Source organism: Enterobacter sp. JBIWA005, from assembly GCF_019968805.1.
GTDB classification, from domain to species: domain Bacteria; phylum Pseudomonadota; class Gammaproteobacteria; order Enterobacterales; family Enterobacteriaceae; genus Enterobacter; species Enterobacter vonholyi.
Genome location: NZ_CP074159.1, coordinates 972482 through 996533, shown reverse-complemented (window position 1 = coordinate 996533; position 24052 = coordinate 972482). Strand labels below are relative to the sequence as shown.

At 56.9% G+C, this 24052-nt stretch carries 27 protein-coding genes; 7 read left to right on the top strand and 20 right to left on the bottom strand.

Annotated elements, in window-relative coordinates:
* Window positions 1-56: 56 nt before the first annotated feature.
* Entirely contained in the window at window positions 57-962 is a 906-nt protein-coding gene (mak, locus tag KGP22_RS04705) for a fructokinase (RefSeq protein ID WP_223581413.1), read from the bottom strand.
* A gap of 123 nt (window positions 963-1085) precedes the next feature.
* On the opposite strand from mak, the gene rdgC reads away from it, so the two are divergent.
* On the top strand, window positions 1086-2000 hold the full coding sequence (rdgC, locus tag KGP22_RS04700) for a recombination-associated protein RdgC (RefSeq protein ID WP_023310540.1): 915 nt from the start codon (window positions 1086-1088) through the stop codon (window positions 1998-2000).
* 48 nt (window positions 2001-2048) lie between these two features.
* On the opposite strand, the gene ppnP is transcribed toward rdgC, so the two are convergent.
* The 5 genes from ppnP to KGP22_RS04675 form a co-directional block, all read right to left on the bottom strand.
* The gene (gene ppnP, locus KGP22_RS04695; protein WP_008503270.1) at window positions 2049-2336 is read right to left on the bottom strand and encodes a pyrimidine/purine nucleoside phosphorylase; all 288 of its coding nucleotides are present in this window, start codon (window positions 2334-2336) and stop codon (window positions 2049-2051) included.
* A 71-nt stretch (window positions 2337-2407) separates the two neighbouring features.
* Window positions 2408-3085 (bottom strand): AroM family protein, encoded by a 678-nt coding sequence (locus KGP22_RS04690; RefSeq protein WP_032661586.1) that lies wholly within the window; start codon window positions 3083-3085, stop codon window positions 2408-2410.
* Between the two features lie 237 nt (window positions 3086-3322).
* Window positions 3323-3514, bottom strand: a complete 192-nt coding sequence (gene yaiA / locus KGP22_RS04685; RefSeq protein ID WP_023334675.1) for a protein YaiA — start codon at window positions 3512-3514, stop codon at window positions 3323-3325.
* 44 nt (window positions 3515-3558) lie between these two features.
* Entirely contained in the window at window positions 3559-4083 is a 525-nt protein-coding gene (gene aroL / locus KGP22_RS04680; RefSeq protein ID WP_032639634.1) for a shikimate kinase AroL, read from the bottom strand.
* Window positions 4084-4227: 144 nt separating this feature from the next.
* The gene (locus KGP22_RS04675) at window positions 4228-4686 is read right to left on the bottom strand and encodes a YaiI/YqxD family protein (RefSeq protein WP_010428006.1); all 459 of its coding nucleotides are present in this window, start codon (window positions 4684-4686) and stop codon (window positions 4228-4230) included.
* Window positions 4687-4783: 97 nt separating this feature from the next.
* Here KGP22_RS04675 and proC point away from each other — a divergent pair, with 97 nt between their 5' ends.
* On the top strand, window positions 4784-5593 hold the full coding sequence (gene proC / locus KGP22_RS04670) for a pyrroline-5-carboxylate reductase (protein ID WP_111963440.1): 810 nt from the start codon (window positions 4784-4786) through the stop codon (window positions 5591-5593).
* 14 nt (window positions 5594-5607) lie between these two features.
* Here proC and adrA read toward each other — a convergent pair whose 3' ends face one another.
* The 6 genes from adrA to KGP22_RS04640 form a co-directional block, all read right to left on the bottom strand.
* Window positions 5608-6711 carry a diguanylate cyclase AdrA gene (gene adrA / locus KGP22_RS04665; RefSeq protein ID WP_111963441.1) on the bottom strand — a complete coding sequence of 368 codons (1104 nt, stop codon included), beginning with the start codon at window positions 6709-6711 and terminating at the stop codon, window positions 5608-5610.
* 102 nt (window positions 6712-6813) lie between these two features.
* Window positions 6814-7134 (bottom strand): phosphate starvation-inducible protein PsiF, encoded by a 321-nt coding sequence (psiF, locus tag KGP22_RS04660; RefSeq protein WP_008503278.1) that lies wholly within the window; start codon window positions 7132-7134, stop codon window positions 6814-6816.
* An 89-nt stretch (window positions 7135-7223) separates the two neighbouring features.
* Complete coding sequence (gene phoA / locus KGP22_RS04655) at window positions 7224-8639, bottom strand: alkaline phosphatase (protein WP_223581412.1); 1416 nt, start codon at window positions 8637-8639, stop codon at window positions 7224-7226.
* Between the two features lie 99 nt (window positions 8640-8738).
* Window positions 8739-8999, bottom strand: coding sequence for an anti-adapter protein IraP (iraP, locus tag KGP22_RS04650; protein WP_024906786.1), 261 nt, complete (start codon window positions 8997-8999; stop codon window positions 8739-8741).
* Window positions 9000-9208: 209 nt separating this feature from the next.
* Complete coding sequence (locus KGP22_RS04645; protein ID WP_048990434.1) at window positions 9209-10423, bottom strand: multidrug efflux MFS transporter; 1215 nt, start codon at window positions 10421-10423, stop codon at window positions 9209-9211.
* Between the two features lie 168 nt (window positions 10424-10591).
* Entirely contained in the window at window positions 10592-11275 is a 684-nt protein-coding gene (locus tag KGP22_RS04640) for an extensin family protein (RefSeq protein ID WP_149366133.1), read from the bottom strand.
* A 103-nt stretch (window positions 11276-11378) separates the two neighbouring features.
* Between KGP22_RS04640 and ddlA the strand changes: the two genes are divergently transcribed.
* Window positions 11379-12479, top strand: a complete 1101-nt coding sequence (gene ddlA / locus KGP22_RS04635; RefSeq protein ID WP_111963444.1) for a D-alanine--D-alanine ligase — start codon at window positions 11379-11381, stop codon at window positions 12477-12479.
* On the opposite strand, the gene KGP22_RS04630 is transcribed toward ddlA, so the two are convergent.
* Window positions 12476-12712, bottom strand: coding sequence for a DUF2754 domain-containing protein (locus tag KGP22_RS04630; protein ID WP_111963445.1), 237 nt, complete (start codon window positions 12710-12712; stop codon window positions 12476-12478). The two genes, ddlA and KGP22_RS04630, sit on opposite strands and share 4 nt — an antisense overlap.
* Window positions 12713-12959: 247 nt before the next feature.
* Here KGP22_RS04630 and KGP22_RS04625 point away from each other — a divergent pair, with 247 nt between their 5' ends.
* Window positions 12960-13259 carry a DUF2755 family protein gene (locus KGP22_RS04625; RefSeq protein WP_008503287.1) on the top strand — a complete coding sequence of 100 codons (300 nt, stop codon included), beginning with the start codon at window positions 12960-12962 and terminating at the stop codon, window positions 13257-13259.
* Here KGP22_RS04625 and KGP22_RS04620 read toward each other — a convergent pair.
* The 3 genes from KGP22_RS04620 to KGP22_RS04610 all read right to left on the bottom strand — a co-directional run bounded on the left by KGP22_RS04620 (window position 13256) and on the right by KGP22_RS04610 (window position 16237).
* Window positions 13256-14353 carry a DUF1615 domain-containing protein gene (locus KGP22_RS04620; RefSeq protein WP_223581411.1) on the bottom strand — a complete coding sequence of 366 codons (1098 nt, stop codon included), beginning with the start codon at window positions 14351-14353 and terminating at the stop codon, window positions 13256-13258. The two genes, KGP22_RS04625 and KGP22_RS04620, sit on opposite strands and share 4 nt — an antisense overlap.
* 14 nt (window positions 14354-14367) lie before the next feature.
* Window positions 14368-15588 carry a peptide antibiotic transporter SbmA gene (gene sbmA, locus KGP22_RS04615; RefSeq protein WP_149366137.1) on the bottom strand — a complete coding sequence of 407 codons (1221 nt, stop codon included), beginning with the start codon at window positions 15586-15588 and terminating at the stop codon, window positions 14368-14370.
* 115 nt (window positions 15589-15703) lie between these two features.
* On the bottom strand, window positions 15704-16237 hold the full coding sequence (locus tag KGP22_RS04610) for an isochorismatase family protein (RefSeq protein ID WP_223581410.1): 534 nt from the start codon (window positions 16235-16237) through the stop codon (window positions 15704-15706).
* 204 nt (window positions 16238-16441) lie between these two features.
* Between KGP22_RS04610 and ampH the strand changes: the two genes are divergently transcribed.
* From ampH to KGP22_RS04595, 3 genes are all read left to right on the top strand, one after another.
* On the top strand, window positions 16442-17602 hold the full coding sequence (ampH, locus tag KGP22_RS04605) for a D-alanyl-D-alanine-carboxypeptidase/endopeptidase AmpH (RefSeq protein WP_029739742.1): 1161 nt from the start codon (window positions 16442-16444) through the stop codon (window positions 17600-17602).
* A gap of 164 nt (window positions 17603-17766) precedes the next feature.
* Window positions 17767-18741, top strand: coding sequence for a porphobilinogen synthase (gene hemB, locus KGP22_RS04600; RefSeq protein ID WP_021241687.1), 975 nt, complete (start codon window positions 17767-17769; stop codon window positions 18739-18741).
* A gap of 127 nt (window positions 18742-18868) precedes the next feature.
* Window positions 18869-20581, top strand: a complete 1713-nt coding sequence (locus tag KGP22_RS04595; protein WP_223581409.1) for a lysophospholipid acyltransferase family protein — start codon at window positions 18869-18871, stop codon at window positions 20579-20581.
* A 25-nt stretch (window positions 20582-20606) separates the two neighbouring features.
* On the opposite strand, the gene tauD is transcribed toward KGP22_RS04595, so the two are convergent.
* The 4 genes from tauD to tauA are packed head-to-tail and all read right to left on the bottom strand — an operon-like array spanning window position 20607 to window position 24019.
* A complete protein-coding gene (tauD, locus tag KGP22_RS04590; RefSeq protein ID WP_223581408.1) occupies window positions 20607-21458 on the bottom strand; it encodes a taurine dioxygenase in 852 nt (283 codons plus the stop codon).
* Window positions 21455-22282, bottom strand: a complete 828-nt coding sequence (gene tauC, locus KGP22_RS04585) for a taurine ABC transporter permease TauC (RefSeq protein ID WP_111963459.1) — start codon at window positions 22280-22282, stop codon at window positions 21455-21457. Before tauC ends, tauD begins: the two co-directional genes overlap by 4 nt.
* On the bottom strand, window positions 22279-23046 hold the full coding sequence (tauB, locus tag KGP22_RS04580; protein ID WP_111963460.1) for a taurine ABC transporter ATP-binding subunit: 768 nt from the start codon (window positions 23044-23046) through the stop codon (window positions 22279-22281). Before tauB ends, tauC begins: the two co-directional genes overlap by 4 nt.
* A gap of 10 nt (window positions 23047-23056) precedes the next feature.
* Window positions 23057-24019, bottom strand: a complete 963-nt coding sequence (gene tauA, locus KGP22_RS04575; protein ID WP_223581407.1) for a taurine ABC transporter substrate-binding protein — start codon at window positions 24017-24019, stop codon at window positions 23057-23059.
* Window positions 24020-24052: the final 33 nt, after the last annotated feature.

Genomic DNA, 24052 nt, shown 5'->3' with positions numbered 1-24052 from the left:
GGAGCCCCTCACCCTTGCCCTCTCCCACAGGGAGAGGGAATAAACACTATTTGCTTTTATTCCGGCCACAGCCACGCCGCGCCGCGCACGCCGCTGGAGTCACCGTGGACAGCTTTGCGGATCGGGGTTTCACACTCGCCGCCGAAAACCCACTGTTTCACCAGGTTCGGTACCGTGGCGTACAGCCGGTCGACGTTGCTCATGCCGCCGCCGAGCACAATCACGTCCGGATCGAGAACATTCACCACGTGCGCCAGGGATTTCGCCAGCCGCATTTCGTAGCGGCTCAGCGCCAGCTCCGCCACCGGATCCTGCGCTTCGACCAGACGCATGATCTCATTACCCTTGAGCGGCTGGCCGCTCAGGCGATGGTAGTCGGTCGCAAAACCGGTACCGGAGATAAACGTCTCAATACAGCCCTGTTTTCCGCAGTAGCACGGCACTTCAGCGCGGTATTTAAGCTCGTCTTCATCCATCCACGGCAGCGGGTTGTGACCCCACTCACCCGCGGTGCCGTTACCGCCGATATGGGCGCGTCCGCCAAACGCCACGCCCGCACCGCAGCCGGTACCGACGATCACGGCAAACACGGTCTGGGCACCTGCCGCCGCGCCGTCGATGGCCTCGGAGACCGCCAGACAATTAGCGTCGTTGGCCAGACGCACTTCCCGGTTCAGACGTTGGCTCAAATCTTTATCGAACGGCTGACCGTTGAGCCAGGTGGAGTTGGCATTTTTAACCACGCCGGTATACGGCGAGATCGACCCCGGGATCCCCATCCCTACGCTCCCGGTTTGCCCTGTCGCCTGCTCGGCCATCTCAACCAGTTGGGCAATCGTCTCGATAGTCTGGCGATAATCATCGCGCGGCGTTGGCAGACGATGGCGAAACAGCTGCTGCCCCTGCTCGCTCAGCGCGATGACTTCTGTTTTGGTGCCGCCCAAATCGATCCCAATACGCACAAGACTCTCCTCATTATTTTGATTATCAACAGAGTAGAAGCACGCATCCCGATTAGCAATGCAAGCGATGCGACAATTCGTTATCATGCCCGCTGATTTAACGACAAGGCCGTGGAAATTATCATGCTGTGGTTCAAAAATTTGATGGTTTACCGTCTCAGCCGCGACGTTTCGCTGCGTGCAGAAGAGATGGAAAAACAGTTAGCCGCTTATACCTTTTCCCCTTGCGGTAGCCAGGATATGGCAAAAACCGGTTGGGTTCCGCCAATGGGTTCACAAAGCGATGCACTGACCCACGCCAGCAGCACGGGTCAAATTATCGTCTGTGCCCGTAAAGAAGAGAAAATCCTGCCGACGCCGGTGGTTAAGCAGGCGCTCGAGGCGAAAATTTTTAAGCTGGAAGCCGAACAGGGCCGCAAGCTGAAAAAAACCGAAAAAGATTCGCTGAAGGACGAAGTACTGCACTCCCTGCTGCCGCGCGCCTTTAGCCGCTTCAGCCAGACCATGATGTGGATCGACACCGTCAACGGGCTGATCATGGTGGACTGCGCCAGCGCCAAGAAAGCAGAAGATACGCTGGCCCTGCTGCGCAAAAGCATCGGATCTTTACCGGTCGTTCCGCTGGCGCTGGAAACGCCGATCGAGCTGACGCTGACCGAATGGGTACGCAGCGGCGCTGCGGCCCAGGGCTTCCAGATCCTTGATGAAGCCGAGCTGAAAGCCCTGCTGGAAGATGGCGGCGTGATCCGCGCGAAGAAGCAGGATCTGGTCAGCGACGAGATCGCCGTACACATCGAAGCGGGTAAAGTGGTCACCAAGCTGGCGCTCGACTGGCAACAGCGCATCCAGTTCGTGATGTGCGACGACGGCTCCGTGAAGCGTCTTAAGTTCTGCGACGAGCTGCGCGATCAGAACGAAGATATCGACAGGGAAGATTACGCCCAGCGTTTTGACGCGGATTTCATCCTGATGACCGGCGAGCTGGCCGCGTTGATTCAGAATCTGGTGGAAGGTCTCGGCGGCGAAGCGCAGAGATAACGGGCAAAACGTAGGCCGGGTAAGCGTTAGCGCCACCCGGCTAATTTTTTATTTCAGGTAGCGGCACAGATAAGAGGTGGGCTCAGCCACCTGCAAATGAAATTCGCTGTGGCCAGGGACGTTGAAAACTTGCCCGGCAGCGTAAACTTTCCATTCCGTTTCGCCCGGCAGCAGGACGTTCAGCGCACCGCTGACGACCGTCATTTCTTCCGCTTCCGCCGTGCCAAAGGTGTATTCCCCTTCTGCCATTACGCCAACGCTGGCGCGGCCAGTGCTGCTGCTGGTAAAACCAATGGATTTCACTTTACCGGAAAAGTATTCGTTACTCTGAAGCATGAACTGGCCCTTATATTTTTAGATAAAAATTCACTATAGGGGCCATGCTCATCACCTGTCACGCAAAATCATTACACGAGCAGTTCCGAGGCCAGGCGAGCCATCAGTACGTTGGATAACAGCACCGGGACATCCAGCGCTTTTTGCAGTAAATCACGATGATGCTGGTGGAAACCCAAGCAGTCCAGAATCAGGACATCGGCCCCTCTCTCCAGCAGTTCCTTCCCGGCCGCAATGAGTTTGGCCTCGCTGTCCCAGAACGGATTCGCCAGCGCGTACAAGGGCACTTTTTCCAGCACGTGCCATTTTGCCTCCTGGTTATCCATGAGCTCCTCGATGGGGACAATCACCCCCACCTGATGACCATCCACGATGGAGGCCACCAGCGGCGGAATGATCCGCATAGGTTCCAGCAAAATCGCATTACGCGCCGTGAGCCCCTTAATGGGAGCCGTGCTCATCAGCAAAATAACGTCATAACCTTGATTATCGAGCACTTCTATCACGCCCTGCAGCGAGCGCTCGATTTTCTGGCGTGAAACGTGCGCCAGTTTACCGTCACTTAATAACGTCGCCAGGGGATCCTCCCCCGCCTCGACAGCGTAGTCCTCCATGACCTCTTCCCGACTCATCTTCCCCAACAGGCTAAGATGCGTTATCTGTTGTTCAGATACATGCTCGGTTAAGAGCGGTAACACTTCGCTTACAGGGACCACACCAATGGTGAGGATCGCCAACGTTGCCTTCATCTTTATCGCCTTCCATTACTCCAACATCGTGCACACAGGTACAGGCTCACTACGCTGCACAGTTCGTTTTTTCAACAAAACAGCACCAAGCGTAGCAGGTGATCCCGACATCGAAATGTAAAGATCGCCTGCCGATACCAGAGTTACTTGTAATAACTAAATATTAACTCCTGCTTAACTTTCACGATGAGTAAAAAGTGTGATTCAGGCACGATCCTGGAGCGTTTAGGAAAACATTCAGGTTATATCGGGATCTTCATAGCGCCGTTTCGCATCCAGCGCTTCCTGTTCAGTCTCGTGTTCACTGATCAGCGAGTCCGGCTTGGGGTGATCGGCACGCAGTTGATACCAGGTCACGGTATGACCCGTATGGCCTTTTTCAACGGTAACAATGCGCGCTTCACGCGGATAGGGAGGTCTGGTTGGCATAGCTCATCCTTTTTTTATGTCTGAGCTATAAGTATAGACGCCGCTTAGCTGGCACAAGCCAAACGCAGGGCGGTAATAATCTGAATCACAACGTCTTCAGGAGAGGCTGACGCATCCACCACGTGGTGAGCCGCTTCGCGGTATAACGCATCGCGTTCCGCCAGCACTTCACTTACCTCTTCGTTCAGCGGCCTGGAAGTCAGCGCAGGGCGTTGCCCCTCTTCCGGAAAGGCTTCCAGACGCCCAACCAGGGCCGACACCGGCGCGCTAAGGTAGATCACAATCCCCTTTTCGCGCATAAAGTGACGATTACACTCCGCCAGAACAATGCCACCCCCGGTCGCGATCACGGCAGACGGGGTGGTGACCGCTTTCAGCGCGGCCGTTTCGCGCGCGCGAAAGCTCTCCCATCCCTCTTGCTCAACAATCTCAGCGATGGTTTTTCCGGCCTCGGTTTGCAGCCAGTGGTCGGTATCCACAAACTGGCGATGACACACGCGTGCCAGCTCCAGGCCAACGGTGGTTTTCCCACAGCCGCGGGGGCCAACTAAAAAGATGGGTTGGGTCATAGCCAGGTGTTCCCCTTGATGCCGGATGGCTGAAGAGTGTAAAGAAATAATTGCAGAAGATGTTGCGATTACTTTACTGCAAAGCGGTACGGGATGACAACCCTGTGGAAGCCACACTGTACCACAAATTGACAATAATTATCATTACGCTGTGCGGCGCTTTACTTCCAGCAGCCATTTATCCAGTTCGGCAGCAAACTGCTGACGATCGCGCTGTGACAGGCTGTCCGGTCCCCCGGTCTGCACGCCGCTGGCCCGCATCGTATCCATAAAATCGCGCATGGTGAGCTTCTCGCGAATGGTCGACGGCGAGTATCGCTCTCCGCGCGGATTGAGCGCCGCGGCCCCTTTTTCCAGCACTTCGGCAGCCAGGGGAATATCCGCCGTGATCACCAGATCCTCCGCGCTGCACAGGCGGACAATTTCGTTATCCGCCACGTCGAACCCGGCCGGCACGCGCAAAGAGCGGATGAACCGCGAAGGCGGTACGCGAATATTCTGGTTCGCCACCAGCGTCAGCGGCATCTGAACGCGCTCGGCGGCGCGAAATAAAATCTCTTTAATCACATTCGGACACGCGTCCGCATCAACCCAAATCGCCATATTGTCTCCCCATAATAACTCTGCCGACTATTGTCGCCTGCATTTCGTTGTTAAGCTATCAATCAGAGAAAACAACGCATAATGACGGAGAATCGTGATGGACAAGAAAATCGGGTTTATCGGCTGCGGTAACATGGGCAAAGCCATCCTGGGCGGCCTGATCGCCAGCGGGCAGGTGCTGCCGGGTCAGATTTGGGTCTATACCCCGTCACCGGACAAGGTCGCCGCGTTGCGCGATCAGTACGGGATCAACGCCGCCGAAAGCGCGCAGGAAGTGGCCCAGGTCGCCGATATCGTCTTTGGCGCCGTCAAGCCGAACATCATGATCAAAGTACTGAGCGATATCACCTCCAGCCTGAATAAAGAGACGCTGGTGGTGTCGATTGCCGCGGGCGTCACCCTCGATCAGCTGGCGCGCGCGCTGGGTCACGATCGTAAAATCGTCCGCGCGATGCCCAACACCCCTTCGCTGGTCAACGCCGGCATGACCTCCGTCACGCCTAACGCGCTGGTGACCTCAGAAGAAGTGGCTGATGTACTGAACATTTTCCGCTGTTTCGGCGAAGCAGAAGTGATTGCCGAATCGATGATACATCCGGTGGTCGGCGTCAGTGGATCAGCCCCTGCGTATGTCTTCATGTTTTTAGAAGCGATGGCCGATGCCGCCGTTCTTGGTGGAATGCCGCGCGCCCAGGCGTATAAATTCGCCGCGCAGGCCGTCATGGGCTCCGCCAAAATGGTGCTGGAGACCGGTAAACACCCGGGTGAGCTGAAAGATATGGTCTGCTCCCCAGGCGGTACCACCATTGAAGCGGTGCGGGTGCTGGAAGAGCGCGGGTTCCGCTCAGCCGTCATTGAGGCAATGGCAAAATGCATGGAAAAATCAGAGAAGCTGAGTAAATCCTGATTTCTGACCGGGCGTCAGGCGGCCACTTCGGTGCGGCCGCGCCCGGCATTTTTCGCCCTGTACAGCGCCACGTCAGCCGCCTTCAGCCATTCCCGATAATGTCCAAACTGCGGCCCCCAGGGGGCAACGCCTACGCTGATGCGCAGCGCTTCTTTTGGTGCGCACGGTAACGTCAGTTTTTCCAGCCGCTCATGCAACCGCGACATCACCGCGATGGCGCTTTCCGCCGCGGTCTGCGACATAATCACCGCAAACTCATCCCCACCAAACCGGCCTATAGCATCGCCTGACCGTACTGACCGCTGGAGCTGACGCGTAATGGCGATGATCGCCTCGTCGCCGACAGCGTGCCCCCAGGTGTCGTTGATGTTTTTAAAGTGGTCGATATCAATCAGCAAAATCGTGGCGGTGCAGTGGTCGCGGCGGCAATGCTCAAATTCATTTCGCAGCAGCATTTCCCAGTGGCGGCGATTAAAGACCCCGGTCATGCCGTCACGGGTGCTCATCATTTCCAGCCGCTGCTTGTGCTCTGCAAGCCTGACGGCGGTGCGGTGGCTGAGCCAGGCAAAAAGCATGGGATAAAGCACCAGTACGGGCAGCGTTAGGCCCCACTCTACCGGGTCGGGCCTGAAAACAGCCACGCTCCCGACAAGCGGCAGCGTCACCAGCGCGGAGAGCAGAGTCAACAGGATCCCCGGGATAAACAGGCGACAGCCCCCGGAGCCCATCATATTCATACCTACCATCATCACCAGCGCTGCCGAGGGTAACGCGCTCATCCCCATCACGCCGATCCAGAGCCCGGCAATGATGGCATCGATCTTAAGATTGAACACTTCCTGCTGTTGAGGTGACGCGGCCCGGCAGGATAACTGCCAGGCGAAATGGGGCCAGACGAACGCCCAACCGACCAGTAAAAGCCACCAGCCTCCGGGTAAAAAATGGGTGACCAGCATTCCCGCAACCGGGAAAAACATCGCTGCCAGCCCCACGGCGCGCGCCAGCCGAACCCGCCGGGCAAACTGAATGCCGGCACGGTGAGGGTCATCCTGAGAAAGGGTTAAATTCCACTCTTCCCGAATGCGCTTTTTGTTGTAATACGTTTCATCATTCATCATTTTTGGGAATATTCTGAAACATTTTCCCAAATTATAGAGAGGGGGTCTGCGGGGAAAGTATGAAATTTCGGGTGAGCCGCCGATGCCGCTCACCCGTTCGAACTACACTTTTTTCTTCAGGCAGGCACTCATGAACTTGCTGCGGTCATCCCCTTTAAGGGACTGCTCGGTTGCCTTGGCATTACACTCGCGCATCTTTTGCTGCTGAGGCGTGAGGCTTTTTTCAGCCGGCTTCGAGGCGCCGTTTTTGAGGCAGTCGCTCATGTAGGTCTTACGAGCATCGCCCTTCAGACTCTGAGACGTCGCCTGTTGATTACAGGTGGTCATACGCTGCTGCTGCGGCGTTAACGTTTTCTCTTCCGCGTTCGCCGATGCGACCAGGAACAGGCCGGAGAGCAGAGTAACCAGTAATGTTGTTTTCATTGCACCATCCTTTTGTGAACATTCCCTGTAAGTCTGGTTCGTGACAGGAAAAAAACCACCCGGCAGATGTGATTTCCGCCGGGATTTTATTATTTAAGGCCCAGCGCAGCCTTCATGGTGTAGAACAGATCCGTTTGATCGGTCAGGCCTACCACGTTGGCCGCGTGCGGGCCGTAGGCGGCAATACGCAGCTGGGTGCCCGTGTGCTCCATGGACTCTTCTTCAGAGTTGCCGTAGCTCATCACCATGACGGCACCATCTTTGGTGTTTAGCGCCTGCGTCAGGCCAGGGGCTTTGGTATCTGGCGGAACGATCTGGCTGGCGTGCGCGTGGTCCGCGGTGACGATCACCAGGGTGTTACCGTCTTTTTTCGCGAACGCGAGCGCTTTCTGCACCGCTTCGTCCAGATCGACGGTTTCGCCAATCTGACCGCACGGATTTGCCGCATGATCCTGCTTATCGATCGACGCGCCTTCTACCTGCAGGAAGAACCCTTTTTCGCTCTTGCTCAGCAGAGAAATCGCTTTATCGGTCATCGCCGCCAGCGTCGGTAAGCTGTCCGTGCGTTTCGGGTTTGGCGCACAGGTCACCGCAGGCTTATCAATATTGCCGTGATACGAGGCTTTTGGACCTTCCCAGCGCACGGGCATGTTGCCGTCAGAGAACAGCCCCAGCAGCGGTTTATCCTGGTTCGCCTCGCTTATCGCCGCCAGAGCATTTGCGTCACTCACCAGCTGATAGCCGCGAGCCTGCGCCTGCTCGCGCAGCGTTTTGCCCTGCCACTCGCCCGCCGTCGCGGTTTCCGCGAAGGTTTTCGCGCCGCCGCCCAGCGTCACGTCAGGACGCGCGTTCAGCAACTGTTCCGTAATCGAGCCTTTGCCGCCTTTTTCCAGCGCATTCGTTGGGCACTTTTCGCTGGTCGCTGACGGGCCGTAGCACTTACGCGAGGTCACGTGTGCCACCAGCGCCGCAGGCGTCGCATCCTGAAGTTCAGCGGTGGAGACGTTGCCGGTCGCCAGGCCCGCCGCTTTTGCCATCTCCAGAAGGGTTTGATGATCTTTTTCGTGAATATCCACGCCCAGCGCACCATTATAGGTTTTCACGCCGGTGGACCACGCCGTGGCAGAGGCCGCGGAGTCCGTTACGTAATCCGGTTTACCGGTTTTTTTATCCAGCGCGTAGTGGGTATATTGTCCGGTCAACGGTAATGCGTCGATACCTTTAAAAAAGCCGCCCGCACCCTCGGCATAATTTCGCGCCGCCGTGATTTCGGAATCCCCCATTCCATCGCCAATCAGCAGAATAATATTTTTCGCCGGCTTATCATTCAGCGAAGCGCGAATAGCAGCAGTTTGATCTTCAGATAAACGACGCGCGCCGCCAGGCTGGGTGATATCCCCTTTTGCCGCACGATTATCCAGCACGCTGGTTTGCGTCGTATCAGCATAAATGGCAGGGGTAATTAACAAGGGAAGTAATGCGATGAAAAGTGCGCTCTGTTTCAATTTATTTTCTCCATGTACAAATACATAAAAATAAAAACAGAGCGACTATAGGCATCCTGCATGACAATTCTATGACACGTCGTTACGTCCTGTGACGGTTTAGCTGCGCGGATGCCTTAACAGCTTCTTTACGTACTGGTGGAGCATCTCAGCATCCTCAACCGGTACCTGCGATTCAGGCCTGACGCTATCCAGCGCGCCTTCCACGCTCTCAATCAACGCCTGCTGATCGGTTTTCGCCATTTGTCGCAGCAGCGCGGTGACCACAATTTCAAGCGCTTCGACCTGAGCCACCAGCTCTTTTGACTCTTCTTCCTTTTGTGCCAGCTTGACCAGCAATTCAGCAATGAGGTTTTTCATCGTGCCAGTTCCTTTTCAGTTTTGTCTGAAGTTATCACTCTGAATCCCTATTGCAAAGAGAAGAAATTAATTATGGTATGCAAAAGTGATACAGGAACGGAAATAAAGAGGCAGCGCCGTGAGCGAAACGTTTTTCTATAAAAAGCAGCCGCATTTTGTTATATAAAAATGCGGCTACCATAAGAATATATAATACATCTATGAAATCGTTACCTTGCCGATTTGGCCTCCGCCATTTGTCTGCGGCGTCGCAGCGCAATAGCCAGCTGGATAATATTGATTAAAACGACAATAGCTGTCGCCGCAAATACCCAACGAAAACCGGCCATCGCAGAAACGGAGGCGCCAATAAGCGGGCCGGCAACATTCCCCAGATACATAAACGACTGGTTATATCCAAAAATACGCCCCGTCACCTGGTCGCTGGAATATTTGACCAACAGGGTCTGTACCGCAGGCAACATGGCGCCATCAGCAAAGCCGAGCAGAAATCGCAATATGCCAAGCTGAAGCGGAGAGGTGACAAACGACATCGCGAAGAAGAGCACCACCGCAAAGATCAGCGTCGCCATCAGGATGCGCGCCGTGCCGATCCTGTCACCCAGTTTTCCCAGACGCGGCGCGGAAATCAGGGCTGATACGCCCGGCACGGCGGCAATCATGCCGCTAAGAAAAGCGATATTCGTGCTCTCCGGCTCCATCGACTTGATAAACAGCGCCAGAATCGGCCCCACCGAACCATTACAGAGCTGGATCACCATAGTGGTCACAAACAGGCTGATCATCAGGCCCGGATAAGGCAGCGAGGCGAAAACGGCCTTGCCGCTGAGGCGTTCAGACTTACTGATAACCGGGCGGCCCCCTTCTTTAATCAGAAAGAGCGTGACCAGAAAACTGACCACCAGCAGAACCGCAGTGATGATAAATACCGCACGCAGCCCGACGTGGTCCGCCAGAAAGCCCCCCAGCAGCGGCCCACCGATGACGCCGCTGATCTGTGCCGTGGAGAGCGTACTCAGCGCCCAGCCGCTACGCTCGCGCGGCACCTGAGAGGCGACCAGCGCCATGGCGTTTGGAATATACCCGGACGTCAACCCCATCACCGCCCGCAGGAAGAACAGCTGCCAGACGTTGGTGGCGAAGGCCTGCAGCAGAATGGCAATCGCCATCCCGAGCGAGGCGCGTAGCAGCATCAGTTTACGGCCTTTCCGATCCGCCAGGCTGCCCCACATCGGTGACACAATGGCGGAAACCAGAAACGTGACGCTGAACGTCAGACCGGACCACATGGAAAGGGCTTCATGCGAGGTCACCCCCAGCTGCGACACGTACAGAGGCAGGAACGGCAAAATCTGGCTGATGGCCAGTCCGGTAAAGAAGCAGCCGAACCAAACCGAGATGAGATTAACTTTCCAGGATTCCATAAAGAAATAGTCTTCATTTTTAGGCGAATTCGCCGACAGATTAGCAAGTTACGCGTATTAACGTCGCACCAGAGATGCGGCCCGACTGACTTTGGTGTTTTATCTCCCCAGTCATCATATTTGTGAAATAAGTCACAATTCATCCATTTTCTGGTGGAATATTATGCTTCAACGGCAGAGGCCAAAACCGCGCATTCCCAGATGAAAATGGTTGGCATGCGCCGCGTTATACTCCGGCCCCAGTCCGTTTCCGTAGTACCCACAGCTCGCCGCCAGCATGGCCTTCAGCCAGGGCTGCGTGGTGGCCGCCTTCCAGCCGTTCAGCACCGTGACGCGTTCACCGTTCGCCAGACGAAAAGCAGCGATATCCAGCGCCTCCGCCGTGGCATGTTCACTGCGGCGCGCGTCAGGGCGATGATAAATATTGCGGCAGGCAAAGCTGCCGAGGTGGTCGATACGCGCCAGGTCACTGCCCGTATAACGTTTTGTCAGCGGCCGGGCCTGCTGGCTGATAAAGAGGGCTGAGCTGAGCGCCAGCGGGCAGCTGGCAAGAAAACTGCTGTTCAGGCCGACCGGGCCGAAGTCACTCACGCGCACGACGTTATTCAGCGGACACGCGCCGCCGCTGTCAGCCACCGGCCGGGTGCGGATGAGATCGCGTTGATTAGCCTGTGCGAGCAGGCTCGCGCACGCCTCGGGGGTTAAACGCCGAAGCTTATACTGGGTGATTCGGCCTGGCGGATCGTCAAGCATCAGCGGCATGAAAGGGTTGTAGTAAGGCGGCAACCAGCGGTAACCCACCGTTGCGATGGCCAAAATGATAAATACAGTCAGTAGCGTTTTTCCTTTCACTCTCCCCCCTCAACATTCCACAAAACATTATGGCAGAAGGCCGCGAAACCCGCCGGGCATCGTGGTATGTTATTGGCTTTTCGTCAGACTGGAAGAGAGTGAGATGGCTAAGCAGCGCGTAGGTATTGTCTTTGGGGGAAAATCAGCGGAACACGAAGTGTCATTGCAATCGGCCAAAAATATCGTTGATGCGATCGATAAAAGCCGTTTCGACGTGGTGCTGCTGGGCATTGATAAACAGGGCCAGTGGCACGTTAACGATGCCAGCCAGTATCTGCTGAATGCCCACGATCCGGCACATATCGCCCTGAATCCTTCAGAAATTAGCGTCGCCACCGTACCCGGCGTCGTAAAAGGGCAGCTCATCGACGCCGGCAACGCGCAGGCTCTCGCCCAGATCGACGTCGTCTTCCCGATTGTTCACGGCACCCTGGGCGAAGATGGTTCCCTGCAGGGAATGCTGCGCATGGCCAACCTGCCGTTCGTCGGATCGGACGTCCTCGGCTCTGCCGCGTGCATGGACAAAGACGTCACCAAACGCCTGCTGCGCGATGCCGGGCTGAATATTGCGCCGTTCGTGACGCTCACCCGCGCCAACCGCGACAAACACAGCTTTACGCAAATCAGTGCAGAGCTGGGTCTGCCGTTGTTTGTGAAGCCTGCAAACCAGGGCTCCTCCGTGGGCGTCAGCAAAGTGACCAGCGAAGCTGAGTTCACGCAAGCCGTCCGCCTGGCTTTTGAGTTCGACCATAAAGTGGTGGTTGAGCAGGGCATCAAAGGTCGTGAAATTGAGTGCGCCGTGCTGGGCAACGATTTTCCCCAGGCGAGCACCTGCGGTGAAGTGGTCTTAAACAGCGACTTCTACTCGTACGACACCAAATACATTGATGATAAAGGCGCGCAGGTTGTCGTGCCTGCGGATCTCGATCCGGCGGTTAACGATAAGATCCGGGCGATCGCCATTCGCGCTTATCAGACGCTCGGCTGCTGCGGCATGGCGCGCGTGGATGTGTTCCTGACGGCGGAAAACGAGGTGGTGATCAATGAAATTAACACGCTGCCGGGGTTCACTAACATCAGCATGTATCCGAAGCTGTGGCAGGCGAGCGGCCTGAGCTACCCGGAATTGATCACCCGCCTGATCGAGCTGGCGCTGGAGCGTCACGCCGCCGACAGCGCGCTTAAAAGTTCCGTAAACGGTTAATCGGCGCGCTTCGCCGACTCTGCCTCATCCGCTGTCGTCTCTTCAGGGCGACGGCGGATAATCAACCCCGCCAGCCAGAAACTAATGACCCAGGTCACCAGCCCTACGGCATACGTTTGCCAGCCTTTTGCTTCAAACCCCAACAGGCCCACAATACCGTTAAGAATAAAGATCAGCCCGATAGCGAAGGCGTAGTAGTGCCAGTCACGGCGTAGTTTGGACGTGAGCTTCATAACAACTCCGGCAGGAAAAAAAGACATCCTCTCACAGTTTTACGGCCAGGTCTGTGGCAGATACGAAAATTCTGAAACGCGACGCAATTTCACTTAAGTTAATAAATTGTGACGTGCTGCAGAAATCAACAATCCAGGAGGATTCCGGCGCGTAAATTACCACGATTCTGATATTGACAAATGCGATGACCTGTCAAACTCACCCTGTACGAAGCGTATTAACAGAGCGATTTATCCGGAGGTCATCATGGCTGACTTTACATTGTCGAAACCGATTTTTGGCGGAAAACCAAAAACCTCTACGGCGGGTAATATCGCGTATGCCCTGTTTGTCCTGTTTTGCTTCTGGGCCGGCTCTCAGCTGCTAAATATGCTGGTGCATGCGCCAGGCGTTTATGAACATCTGATGCAGGTGCAGGATAACGGACGCCCGCGAGTTGAGATTGGCTTTGGCGTCAGCACCCTGTTCGGCCTGATCCCCTTCCTCGCGGGATGTATGATTCTGGGCGTTGTGGCATTAGTGCTGCGCTTTCGCCGCCGCCGTTAAAGCCCCATACAGCGAGCCCGGCGATCGTCCACGCGTTTTGCGAACCACGCGGTGGTCAGGTTACGCGTGATCTTCGGGCTTTCCAGCTGAATGCCCGGCAGGATAGCCCTCGGTAACGTTTTCCCGCTTTTCTGCTCTGCGAGCGCAAACACCTTCTTGTACAGATCCGTTTTCTCAAAGGCCAGACTATCGTCTTTCTCAAGCTGACGGCGAATGTCGCTGTTGCTCAGACCCAGCGTTGTCGAAAGTTTCCGTACGGCCAGCTCGGTGCCCCCTGCTTCGCTGCTGCCATAAGCGATGAGATCGCCGTCCAGCGCGAGCTTGACGCCGCTTGCGCGGCTGACCGCACTCTGGAATGCCGCATTACGGCTGGCATACCAGCCGGCGTTAAAGTCGGCAAAGCGGTACAGCGGCTCATCGTAGTTCGCCGGATAGTTCAACAGGTGATACGTGCCGAACCACAGTCCTCCGCGCAGGGAGAAGACCTCCTGACGCACCGTACCGTCGATTTTCCACGGATAGCCGTCGGTGTGTTTCTCCGCGAACGCGATGCTTACCTGCATTGGGCCACCGGTGTGGACCGGGTTCAGTGAGCCAAACAGCTTCTGCCCCATTGGGACCATGCTGATGAAATCATCAAAGATGGCGCTAAGCTGTTTTTCGGTTTTCACCGTATCCAGCCGTTCGCTGTAGCTTTTACCGTTCGGCGAGGTGATTTTAAGCGCTGTATGCACGAGGAACACCGGGATATGCATGGACTCCGCGCGGCGGTCGATCTCTTTCCAGGCGATTTTGTTCAGACCCGGCACAACCGGATCTGACTGGTACATTGACTCCTGCTGCGCCACCGCCAGCACCGAACAGATGTTCTCCTCGGTCGGCGCGATCTTTTGGCTTTCAAAGGTTTTTGCCAGCGCGTCTGCCCACGCATTGCGATCCTTCACGCTGGCGGGCATTTTCTGCCGCACAACGCTCGCCACATCAACAGGCTTCTCGCCCTTTTTGAGCGGAGCGGACCCCTTTTCGGCACATCCTGACAGTACAAAAGCGGCCAGAATGGTCAACGGTAACGCGCGCGGTACGGCAAAAGACATAGCAACTTCCTGTATTAGCTAAATGTGTTGGTGACTTCCTGCAGGTCACGATCGTCCAGCTCGCGTTCAAAGCTGCGCAGACGTTTGTAGATGGACATCAGTTCTACCAGCGTGGTCCAGGAGCTGATCAGGTACTGGAACGACCCGCGAACCTGACCGAAAACGTTGGTGATCTGCGTCATCAGACCGAGCGTAATCGTACCCGCAACAATGGACGGAAACAGCAGGAACAAACCGAAAACGTTATCCACCTGCAGATACAAAATACGCGCGATGTTGAAATACATATAGTGGAAGTAAAGACGGAAATAGTTACGACGCACGGCGCCAAACAGCTCGCGGACGGTCGGCGGCGAGGCGCGGTTGGCATCGTCTTCGCCATAAACCAGCTCTTTACGGTATGCGGCTTCGACGCGTTGATTTTTAAACTCCAGACCCGGCAGTTTGATCCCCACCACCGCCAGCAGGCCCGTCCCCATCAGCGACCAGACGATCGCGGCAATCACCAGACCATACGGAATATGGCCGACAATCGGCAGATCCGGTACATGCGCCGAGAGCGTTACCAGCACCGGCAGGAAGGCAATCAGCGTCATAATGGCGTTGATAAAGCTGACGCCCATGTCTTCAAGCGTGGAGGCAAAACGCATGGTGTCTTCCTGCACACGCTGTGCGGCACCTTCGATATGGCGCAGGTGCTGCCAGTGCGCCATATAATGTTCGTTCATCGCGGTACGCCAGCGGAAAACGTAGTGGCTGACGAAGAAATTGTTCATCACGCCGATGATAACCGCAATCAGGGCGATGCCGAGGAAGACGCCAACTTCATGGTAGAACTGATTGATGGTCACCTTATGCGGCGAGCTCAGCGCGGTCTGGATCAGATCGTAGAACGGCGCATACCAGGCGTTAACCGCCACGCCCACTTCCACCAGGAACCAGGTCACGAAAATAATCAGCGATGTGCCGAGGATCGACCAGTACTGCCAGCGGTGCGGAGAATAGACAAACCAAAAAAGGGCAAACAGCCCTACGCACACCGTGTAGTAGGCATAAAACAGCAGGTAGCTGAGCGACCAGAAGCGCGCCGCGCTAATCGGTACCTCGCCTGTCGCTCCCGTGATGCGCGTCAGCCATTCGCCGCCGCCCGCCTGCCAGAAAATGACAGCGATGAGTGCCCAAATAAATGCCGACAGGAAAAAAGGCCCCGGCTTTGGGAAAAAAGACTTAAACATAATGCTTCCTTCTTGTTGTTATGGCTGTTGCTGTGCACAACACGTTACCAAACGAAATACCTGCCCAGGCCAGCCTCCCGGCTCAGGCAAAAAGGTCAGACCCGAGGGTTGATTATTAGTTCGCTTTCCAGTTTTCGAGAATTGTTTCGGTGCGTTTCACTGCGAGAGGATTCGCTGGCGCAATGAAGTTACGCCAGACGTCGTTGTGATGGTTAATCAGGATCTGTGCTTCAGCAGCCGGGCGGTTGGATGTGGTATGGGCATCTTCCGCCACGGTAATGTGATAACCCCGGCTAACGCCGTTCTTGATCGTCGCATCGACGCAGTAATCGGTGGCGCAGCCGCAGATGACAAACTCGCGAATGCCCTGGTCACGCAGCAGCGTCTCAAGCGCCGTGTTGTAGAAGGCATCACAGGCCGTTTTGGTCACGTAAAGCGCGTCAGCGGGCTGATAGAGTTCAGGCAGTAGCGCAAACCCTTCACTTCCCTCTTCCAGCCCTCCGGCTTCGGTGTGCTGAATAAAAATCACCTTGTCGGCAGCCTGCGTAAGCTGGTTGATCAGAGACACACACTTTTCGCGCTGATGACGAGGGGTTTCAAATACCCCGTTCTGCATATCGACAACCATAACCACACGCTTCTCAGACATACCGTTCTCCGTAAGATTGAGTGACACTGGTGCTTATCATAAGCCCGATGTCACAAAATGGGAGATGGCTCGTAAGTAAATTGTTCATATTTACCCATGGTTACGTTTTTCTCGCTATCGTTATGCAATTCGGGGCATTGCGCGGTACCGTTTAGTAGTATAAATACCCATTACTTTCCTATTTCACTTCATGGATGCTTTTCGTTGAAACGTTGTCTGCTCTCTTTTGCCGCGCTGTGTGCGGTGAGCTTTTCTACCGCCCAGGCAGCCCAACCGCTGACGGCACCCGTTTTAGCTTCTGATATTGCCGATCGCTACGCGAACCTTATCTATTACGGCAGCGGCGCAACCGGGATGGCGATGGTCGTCATTGACGGCAACCAGCGCGTGTTCCGCAGCTTTGGTGAAACGCGCCCAGGAAATAATGTTCACCCGCAGCTGGATTCCGTTATCCGCATCGCGTCCTTAACCAAGCTGATGACCAGCGAAATGCTGGTGAAACTGCTCGACCAGGGCGTGGTGAAGCTCGACGACCCGCTCAGCAAATACGCGCCTCCAGGCGCCCGGGTTCCAACCTATCAGGGTACGCCGATTCGGCTTGTGAACCTTGCCACCCACACCAGCGCCCTGCCGCGTGAGCAGCCAGGCGGAGCGGCGCATCGTGACGTGTTTGTCTGGCCAACGCGCGACCAGCGCTGGAGCTATCTGAGTACCGCCACGCTGAAGGCGGCACCGGGCTCGCAGGCCTCTTATTCAAACCTGGCGTTCGACCTGCTGGCAGATGCCCTCTCAACGGCGGCTGGCAAACCCTACACGCAGCTGTTTGAAGAGCAGATCACCCGTCCGCTCGGCATGAAAGACACCACGTTTACCCCGTCCCCGGACCAGTGCCGTCGCCTGATGGTGGCGGAGAAAGGCGCAAGCCCCTGTAATAACACGCTCGCGGCCGTGGGCAGCGGCGGGGTCTATTCCACGCCTGGCGACATGATGCGCTGGATGCAGCAGTTCCTTTCCTCGGATTTCTACGCTCGCAGCAGCCAGGCCGATCGTATGCAAACCCTGATTTATCAGCGTACTCAGCTGCACCGCGTCATCGGGATGGACGTGCCGGGTAAAGCCGATGCGCTCGGCATGGGCTGGGTCTATATGGCACCGAAAAATGGCCGTCCGGGTATTATTCAGAAAACGGGCGGCGGCGGTGGATTCATCACCTATATGGCCATGATCCCGCAGTCAAACGTGGGCGCATTTGTGGTGGTCACCCGCTCTCCGCATACGCGTTTCGTCAATATGAGTGACGGGATTAATAACCTGGTGGCTGAGCTGAGTGCCAATAAAGCCCAGGTGCTTACCGCGTCCAACTGATATTAATATTCCGTGGGCAAGCGGTTGATGTTAAACCGTTTGCTCCGAACGACACCGTTCCTGCAGTCTTGCATGATCTATCGGTAAACCGCCCACTTTAATAAACACCTAACAACGCTTTCGGGTACACTAGCCTTCTTTGTTCCACAAACATCAGGCATACCATGACCGATTTAATTGCACGCCCCCGCCGCCTGCGCAAGTCACCTGCACTGCGCGCTATGTTTGAAGAGACAACCCTGACCTTAAACGATCTGGTGTTGCCGATTTTTGTCGAAGAAGAGATCGATGACTACAAAGCCATCGAAGCCATGCCGGGCGTAATGCGCATTCCGGAGAAGTATCTGGCGCGTGAGATTGAACGCATCGCCAACGCGGGTATCCGCTCGGTGATGACCTTCGGCATCTCCCACCATACCGACGCCACCGGCAGCGACGCGTGGAAAGAAGATGGTCTCGTCGCCCGCATGTCCCGCATCTGCAAAGAGACCGTGCCGGAAATGGTGGTGATGTCCGACACCTGCTTCTGCGAATATACCTCTCACGGCCATTGCGGTGTGCTGTGCGATCACGGCGTGGATAACGATGCCACCCTGCTGAACCTTGGCAAACAGGCTGTGGTCGCTGCCGCAGCAGGTGCGGATTTCATCGCGCCATCTGCCGCAATGGACGGACAGGTTCAGGCGATTCGTCAGGCGCTGGACGCGGCCGGTTTCACCGACACCGCCATCATGTCTTACTCCACCAAATTCGCCTCCTCCTTCTACGGCCCGTTCCGCGAAGCGGCGGGAACGGCGCTGAAAGGCGATCGTAAAACCTATCAGATGAACCCGCTGAACCGTCGGGAAGCGATTCGTGAATCCCTGCTCGATGAAGCCCAGGGCGCAGACTGCCTGATGGTGAAACCGGCTGGCGCGTATCTCGATATCCTGCGCGACATCCGCGAGCGCACCGAGCTGCCGCTGGGCGCTTATCAGGTGAGCGGCGAGTACGCGATGATCAAATTCGCCGCCCTGGCGGGTGCCATTGATGAAGAAAAAGTGATCCTGGAAAGCCTCGGCGCGATCAAACGCGCGGGCGCGGATCTGATCTTCAGCTACTTCGCGCTGGATCTGGCCGAGAAAAAAATTCTGCGTTAATCCTTTTTAGCGCCGGGTGGCGGCTTCGCCTGGCCCGGCCTGTTCTCTGCTCAAATCTTCACCCAACTGCAATACAACCGACATCTGCGCCTTCTACTGTCTTCGCAAGACGGCAGGAGGAGTGACCATGTTTAGCCTCGATAGCGTTCTCGACGATCTTTGGCCTCAGGCGAGGCCCGCACCCTGGCAAAAAAGTCTATTAAAAAGACTGTTCTACGAAGACGAATTTCAGCAATTTGCCGCAGCACACCGCCACCTGAAAGGACTGGATATGGTGGAGCAAGTTCTGGAGCACCTTGATATTCTCTGCACCGTTTCCGCCCGCGATCTTGAACAAATCCCCGAACATGGCCCGCTGGTCATTATTGCCAACCACCCGACGGGTACACTGGACGGCCTGGCGCTGATGTACGCCGTCTCCCGCGTGCGGCGCGATGTTAAAGTCGTGACCAACCGGATGCTGACCCACCTTGAGCCCCTCAGCTCGCTGTTTATTCCGGTGGACAATATGGGCGGCAGGACGGCGAAATCGTCCCTGGTGCAGATGGAACAGCATCTGCAAAACGCGGGCGTGCTGATCTTCTTCCCGGCCGGAGAAGTTTCCCGCCCTACGCGCAAGGGCATTCGCGATAAGAAATGGCACTCCGGCTTTATCAAACTCGCCAGCAAGCTGCGCGCCCCGCTGCTGCCGGTGCATATTCAGGCGCATAACAGCCTGCTCTTCTATGCCAGCACGCTGGTCTCCCCGACGCTGTCGATGCTGCTGCTGATGCAGCAGATGTTCCGCCGCCGCCACAGCCAGCTGCCGATTAAGATCGGCCAGCAGATCGCCTGGCATCACTGGCACAGCGCCACCCTTTCGTCGCGTGAGATGGCCGAGCAGTGCCGTCAGCACGTGATGCGTCTTGGCAAGGGAGTGCCCGGCGTCTTTAAAACCCAGTGCGCGATTGCCCGTCCGGAAGACCGGGCCACACTGAAACGCGCGCTGGCGAAGGCCGAGAGTCTGGGAAAAACCAGCGACGGTAAAACCATCTATCTTTGGCAGCGAAACGGCCAGGAAGACGCCCCGCTGCTGCGCGAGCTGGGCCGCCTGCGCGAGATTGCCTTTCGCGCGGTGGAGGAAGGGAGCGGCAAACGTCGGGACACCGACAGCTACGACGATGATTATCTGCACCTAATCCTATGGGATGAGGAGGATCTGGAGATCGTCGGGGCGTATCGCTTTATGCCGACGGCCATGCAGATCGAAAAGCGCGGCGTTGAGGGGTTGTACAGCTATAGCCTGTTTCACTACGACGACAAAATGCAGGACGTACTGGAACACGGTATTGAGCTGGGGCGCAGCTTTATCCAGCCGCGCTACTGGGGACGCCGCGGCCTGGACTATTTATGGTCCGGCATTGGGGCCTATCTGGCGCGTTATCCGCACTACCGCTACCTGTTTGGCCCGGTCTCCATTTCCGGCGGCTTACCGCCTGCCGCGCGGGATCTGCTGGTGGCATTTTATCGCCTGTGGTTCCCGGCGACGCATCCGCTCACCGCCTCACGTCAACCGTATCCCGCATCGCTGCCGGACGTGCTCGCGCAGTTTGGCGGCGTGGATTACGTGGACGATCTAACAAAGCTGAAATCCCTGCTCGGTAATCTTGGGTGCGGTATTCCGCCGCTCTACAAGCAATATTCCGAGCTGTGCGAGCCCGGCGGCGTGCAGTTTATTGATTTTGGCAGCGACCCGGCGTTCAACAACTGTATTGACGGGCTGGTGCTGGTGGATTTGTGTTATCTGAAGGCGAACCGCTATCAGCGGTATATTGAGGCGCATTTACAGCCCTCTCCCTAAAAGGGAGAGGGTTAGGGTAAGGGGATCAAGGCGCACGATAAAACGGCTTATCGCCCAAAATCGTCGCCCGCTGCATAATCCGGCGTTGCGGAAGATAGTCCGCATTGGCGTAGTGCTGCGTCACGCGGTTATCCCAGATCGCCAGGTCATTCTCCTGCCAGCGCCAGCGTACCTGGAACTCCGGTTTGGTGATATGCGCGAACAGGAAACCTAACAGCGCCTCGCTCTCTTTCTCGGACACATCCACAATGCGCGTCGTGAATCCTTCGTTCACAAACAGCGCCTGCTTGCCCGTGACCGGATGGGTCCGCACCACCGGGTGCAGCAGCGGAGGATGTTTCGCAACCGCCTCCTGCCAGCGCTGATGTTCCTCTTCACTCTTGCGATACTTGTATTCCTGGAATGATTTTTTGAAGTCGTGCTCCGCCCGCAGCCCGCTCAGCAGCGTCCGGAACGGCACTGACAGCGCCTCATACGCCGCAATCCCGCTGGCCCACAGCGTATCGCCTCCCGTATCCGGCAGCAGCTTCGCCGCCAGAATCGCCCCCGCAGGCGGCGTCTCGATAAAGGTTACGTCGGTATGCCAGTTGTCGTTGTCCGGCGGATTATCGTTGTGGGTGTCGAGGACGATAATCTCCTCCACCCCTTCCGCATGCGGATAGACGGGGTGAATATGCAGATCGCCAAAGCGCAGGGCCAGCGCGCGCTGCTGCTGCGGAGTGATCGCCTGCTCGCGCAGGAATACTACCTGATGACGCAGCAACGCGTGGTATAGCTGCTCGAACTGGTTATCACTCAGCGGACGGGTCACATCCAGGCCTGATACCTGTGCGCCAATGTACGGCCCCAGCGGGGTAATGGTCAGACGTTCACTCATTGTATTTCTCCATGCCAGGGCGTCAGGCGACGCTGTAACGCGCGCAGCCCCAGTTCTAATCCGAAGGCGATCGCGGCGATCACCGCGATCCCAGCCAGCACCACGTCAGTCGCCAGGAACTCCCCCGCCGACTGCACCATAAAGCCAAGGCCGCGCGTGGCCGCAATAAGCTCTGCGGCCACCAGCGTGGACCAGCCCACGCCAAGGCCGATGCGCAGCCCGGTTAAAATCTCCGGCAGTGCGCCCGGTAAAATCACGAACAGCAGCACCTGCATGCGGCTGGCTCCCAGCGACTGCGCCGCGCGGATCCGCACCTGCTGGGCGCTCTTTACGCCCGCCAGCGCCGACATGGCAACCGGGGCGAAAATCGCCAGATAAATTAGCAGGATTTTTGACGTTTCACCGATGCCGAACCAGATCACCATCAGCGGCAGATAGGCAAGCGGCGGGACCGGGCGGTAAAGCTCAATCAGCGGGTCGAGGATGCCTCGCACCGTCGGGCTCAGCCCCATCGCAATCCCCACGGGAATGCCGATAATCACCGCCGCCAGCAGCGCCACCAGAATGCGCGCCAGGCTGGCACCTAAGTGCTGCCAGAGCGTGGCATCCATAAAGCCCTGCGGCCCGGCGATGGTAATGAGTTTGGCCAGCACCTGTCCCGGCGGCGGCAGAAACAGCGGGCTGACCCACTGCAGGGCAGCAACTGCCCACCACACCGCCAGCAGCACCAGCAGCGTACCGACGCTCAACGTGATTTGACGTGAGAAAGGCCAGCGCAGCGCCAGACGCGTGCGGCGCGTTTTTTCACTGAAGACGATGCTCATGAGAAAGCCTCCCGCTGTTCAAACACGCGGCTTAAAACGTACTCACGCTGTTCGATAAACAGCGGATCGGATTTGATGCTGCGCACGGGTTCCCCGGCGACGTAGCGGCGGGCGAAATCCAGCGGCAAACGCTCCAGCACGCGGCCCGGCCCCGGCGAGAGCAGCACCAGCTCCGTCGCCATAAACACCGCCTCTTCGATATCGTGGGTAATCAACAGCACCTGCTTGCCCGTCTCATGCCACAGGCGCAGCAGCAGGGTTTGCATCTGCTCGCGGGTGAAGGCATCGAGCGCTCCGAACGGCTCGTCCAGCAGCAACAGCTGCGGATTCGCTGCCAGCGCGCGGGCAATACCGACGCGCTGCCGCTGGCCGCCGGAAAGCTGCCAGATGAAGCGTTTTTCCGCCCCTTCCAGCCCCACTTTTTTCAGCATCGCCCGCGCCGTTTCCAGCCGCTGTTCACGATTGATGCCCGCAAGCTGTAGCCCAAACGCCACGTTTTCCTGCACGTTGCGCCACGGGAGCAGACCTTCATTCTGGAAGACCACGCCGCGCTCGGCGCCGGGGCCTTCCACCTTTTTGCCTTCCAGCTGAATGGTGCCATGCTGATAAGGGACAAACCCGGCGATCAGATTGAGCAGCGTGGTTTTTCCGCACCCGGACGGACCCAGCACCACCAGCAGTTCACCGCTGTCCAGCGTCAGGTTGATATCCTCCAGCGCGGGTTTACCACCGTAATCAGCAGACAGATTTGTAATATTCAGCATGGCGGACTCCTTATTTCACAAAACGATCGGTTACGTACTGGCTGTAATCCGTCGCCACCGCGGGCACTTTGCCCTGCTCTTTCAGGAAGGTGGCAGTATCTACAATCGCTTTGTTTACCGGCCCGGTCAGCTGCTGCACCTGCTGCGCGAGGGTCAGATAGGTATTGCCCTTCACCAGCCCCGGCACGTCCGCTTCCGGCACGCCGCTCAGGCGGGAGAGTTTTTCCAGGTTTGCGGGCTGCTTCAGCCATTCATCCGGGTTACTGATATACGGCTGCTGGGCGTCAATCGCGCTTTTCGCGAAGGCTTTCACCACCTCAGGATGTTTCTCGGCGAAGTCTTTACGTACGACCCACACGTCGAGCGTTGGCGCCCCCCACTGGCCCACTTTCTCGGAGTCGGTCAGCACGGTGCCGTCTTTTTCCAGCTCGTTCACTGCTGGTGCCCACACATAGGCCCCGTCAATGTCGCCACGCTGCCAGGCCGCGATAATCGCCGGTGGCTGGAGGTTGATAATTTGTACCTGCCCCGGCTTGATGCCCCAGTGTTTCAGCGCCGCCAGCAGGCTGTAGTGGGTGGTGGAGATAAACGGCACGGCGATGCGTTTGCCGATCAGGTCTTCCGGTTTGGTGATGTTTTTCTTCACCACCAGCGCTTCAGAGTTACCGAGCTGCGAGGCGAGCAGGAACACCTCAATCGGCACCTGCTGGCTGGCCGCAACCGCCAGCGGGCTGGAACCGATATTGCCGATCTGCACGTCGCCGGAGGCTAGCGCACGCACCACGGACGCGCCGCTGTCAAACTTGCGCCAGTCGACTTTCGCGCCGCTCTCTTTGGCAAAGGTGTTGTCCGCCTGCGCGACTTTCGCCGGTTCCGCAGAAGTTTGATACGCGACGGTGACGTCCACCGCCTGCGCCTGAAATGCCCACAGCGCCAGTGCGCCGAGTAGTGTGATTCGCGATGAAATTGCCATAGTGCCTGCTCCCCTTGTTGTTATGAGGGCAGT